2 protein-coding genes are annotated in these 3,424 nt (G+C 64.5%); both read left to right on the top strand.

Annotated elements, in window-relative coordinates; translation table 11 throughout:
* Positions 1-800: NlpC/P60 family protein (locus EN750_RS24615; RefSeq protein ID WP_245482793.1), on the top strand; the 800-nt coding region annotated here is incomplete at its 5' end.
* Positions 801-1,001: 201 nt separating this feature from the next.
* Positions 1,002-3,424, top strand: a 2,423-nt coding sequence (locus tag EN750_RS24610; RefSeq protein ID WP_127397984.1) for a ligase-associated DNA damage response DEXH box helicase, incomplete at its 3' end; no start/stop codon positions are given.

Raw genomic sequence — 3,424 nt, 5'->3', positions numbered from 1 at the left:
TCGCCGAACAGCGCTTGCGTGTTGACGCTGGCGTCCGGCCGGCGCGGGTCACCGCGTCAGTGGCCGATATGCGCAAGGCGCCGCGGCCGGACGCCAGCGTCAACACGCAAGCGCTGTTCGGCGACGATGTCCTGGTCTTCGATGTCGCTGAGGGCTGGGCGTGGGTCCAGGCCGAACGCGACGGCTATGTCGGCTACGTCGCCGACACGGTGCTGGGCAAACGGGACCATGCGCCGACGCACATCGTCTGCGTGCCGCGCACCTTCCTCTACCCCGGGCCGGATCTGCGCTTTCCAATCGCCGGACAATTGTCGATGGGATCGACGGTGACGGTGACGGAGGCCGCCGAGACACGCGGTACGCACTATGCGGTCCTGCCTTCCGGGGAGACGCTGATTGCGGGTCATCTGCGGCCGCTCAGTGAAGCTGCCTCCGACTATGTCGCAGTTGCCGAAGCGTTTCTCGGCACGCCCTATCTCTGGGGTGGCACTTCCGGTTTCGGCATCGACTGTTCGGGTCTGGTGCAATTGGCGATGCGCATGGCCGGCAGAGACGTGCTGCGCGATTCCGACATGCAGGCGGCGACACTTGGCGAGCCGCTCGAACCGGGACCTGATTTCTCCGGGTTGCGACGCGGCGATCTGGTGTTCTGGAAGGGCCATGTCGCCGTCATGACCGACGCCGACACGATGATCCACGCCAACGGCCACACCATGCTGGTGTCGCGCGAAGGACTGAAGGACGCCGTCGCCCGCATCGGATATCTTTACGGCGGTCCGACCGGGTTCAGGAGGCCGTAGCCTTTCTTCCTTCGCCCCGTTCACGGGGAGAAGGTGCCCGAAGGGCGGATGAGGGGCAGTGCCAGCATTTGATGGTTCGCGCTGCCCCTCACCTGCCTGCCGGCATCCTCTCCCCGTAAACGGGGCGAGGAAAGCTCACCTCGATCACCTTTTGTTCCGATTTTCCTTGGCGTTCGCGTGCCGTCGCGCTACCTCTGGCGGGTGACAGAGCAGCCGCGCCTTGCCGAACAGAATGCCGCCGTGGCCCTGCCCGAACCATTCCTCAGATGGTTTGGCGAGAAAGGCTGGTCGCCGCGCGCCCATCAGATCGAACTTCTGGCGAAAGCCCAGGCCGGGCAATCAGTCCTGCTGATTGCGCCGACCGGTGCCGGCAAGACGCTGGCCGGGTTCCTGCCTTCGCTCACTGAACTGGCCAACCGGCCCAAGAGAAAGCCGGGCCAGGCGCGTCGCGGTATCCACACGCTCTACATCTCGCCGCTGAAGGCGCTTGCCGTCGATATTGAGCGCAATCTCGGCAAGCCGGTGGAGGAAATCGGCCTTCCCGTCACCATCGAGACGCGCACCGGCGACACTCCCGCCCACAAGCGCCAGCGCCAGAAGCTGGTGCCGCCCGACATCCTGCTGACCACGCCCGAGCAACTGGCGCTGCTGATTGCGGCAGGCGATGCAAGACGCTTCTTCGAGGATCTGCGCTACGTCGTGCTCGACGAGTTGCACTCGCTGGTGACGTCGAAACGCGGGCATCTGCTGGCGCTCGGCCTGGCGCGGCTGCGCAGCTTTGTCCCCGGCCTGCAGACGATCGGCCTGTCAGCGACGGTGGCCGAACCGGACGAGTTGCGGCGCTGGCTGGTCAGCCAGAATCCGCCCAAGGGTCCGACCGGCCATAGCATGGCCGAACTGATCGTCGTCACCGGGGGAGCTAAACCGGAGATTTCCATCCTCGATTCCGAAGAGCGCGTGCCTTGGGCGGGACATTCCGCGCGCTACGCCACGCCGGAAATCTATCGCGAGATCAAGCGCCACAAGACGACCCTGCTGTTCGTGAACACGCGCAGTCAGGCGGAGTTGCTGTTCCAGGAATTGTGGCGGGTCAACGAGGACACTTTGCCGATCGCGCTGCACCACGGTTCGCTCGACGTCGCCCAGCGCCGGCGCGTCGAAAAGGCGATGGGGGAAAACGCACTGCGCGCCATCGTCGCCACCTCGACGCTCGACCTCGGCATCGACTGGGGCGATGTCGATCTGGTTGTGCATGTCGGTGCGCCGAAGGGGGCGAGCCGGCTGGCGCAGCGCATCGGCCGCGCCAACCACCGCATGGACGAGCCGTCCAAGGCGATCCTCATTCCCGCCAATCGCTTCGAGGTGCTGGAATGCCGGGCCGCCCTCGACGCCAACTATCTCGGCGCGCAGGACACGCCTCCCTTGATCGATGGCGGGCTCGATGTGCTGGCCCAGCATGTGCTCGGCTGCGCCTGCGGCGCGCCATTCCGTGCCGATGACCTGTTCGAGGAAGTGCGTACGGCTGCGCCCTATGTCAGCCTCGACCGGACGACATTCGACCGCGTCATCGATTTCGTCGCCACCGGCGGCTATGCGCTCAAGAATTACGAGCGCTACGCCCGCATACGCCTGAACAAGGATGGGTTCTGGCGGGTGTCCAATCCTCGTATCGCCCAGCAATACCGGCTGAATGTCGGCACCATCATCGAGGTGCCGGCGCTTAACGTGCGCTATGTGCAAGCGGGCAGCAAGGGCGCGGCGTCGCGCGGCGGCAGGGTTCTCGGCAAGATCGAGGAGGCCTTCCTCGAAACGCTAACGCATGGCGACACCTTCATGTTCGCCGGCAAGGTTCTCCGCTTCGAAGGCATCCGCGAGAATGAATGCTTCGTCTCGAACGCGCCCGGCAGCGATGCCAAGGTGCCTTACTATGGTGGCGGCAAGTTCCCGCTTTCGACCTATCTCGCCGAACAGGTCCGCATCATGCTGGACGACCCGCAGCGATGGAAGAAGCTGCCCGAGCAGGTCGCCGACTGGCTGCGATTCCAGGCCGACAAATCGGTGCTGCCCAAACGCGATGACCTGCTGATCGAGACCTTTCCACGAGGCAACCGCCATTATCTGGTGGCTTATCCGTTCGAGGGCAGGCTGGCGCACCAGACGCTCGGCATGCTGCTCACCCGCCGTCTCGACAGGGCAGGAGCCAGGCCGCTCGGCTTTGTCGCCACCGACTATGCGCTGGCGATATGGTCATTGGGCGACATGGGCGCGATGTTCAAAGCAAGGAAGCCCTCGCTTGGCGCCCTTTTCGACCAGGATATGCTGGGCGATGACCTCGAAGCCTGGCTGGCCGACAGCTGGCTTCTCAAACGCACCTTCCGCAATTGCGCGCTGATTTCGGGGTTGATCGAGAAACGCCATCCGGGCCAGGAAAAGAGTGGTCGCCAGGTCACGGTCTCGACCGACCTGATCTACGACGTGCTGCGCAGCCATGAACCGGACCACATCCTGCTTCAGGCGACACGTGCCGATGCGGCCACCGGCCTGCTCGATGTCAGCAGACTTGCCGACATGCTCTCGCGCATCCAGGGTCGAATCGTGCATAAGGCACTCGAACAGATATCGCC

Origin of the sequence: Mesorhizobium sp. M7A.F.Ca.ET.027.03.2.1, from assembly GCF_003999175.1 — a bacterium.
Classification (GTDB): Bacteria; Pseudomonadota; Alphaproteobacteria; order Rhizobiales; family Rhizobiaceae; genus Mesorhizobium.
The sequence above is the reverse complement of the archived record's forward strand: the minus strand, read 5'-3'. Positions and strand labels throughout refer to the sequence as shown.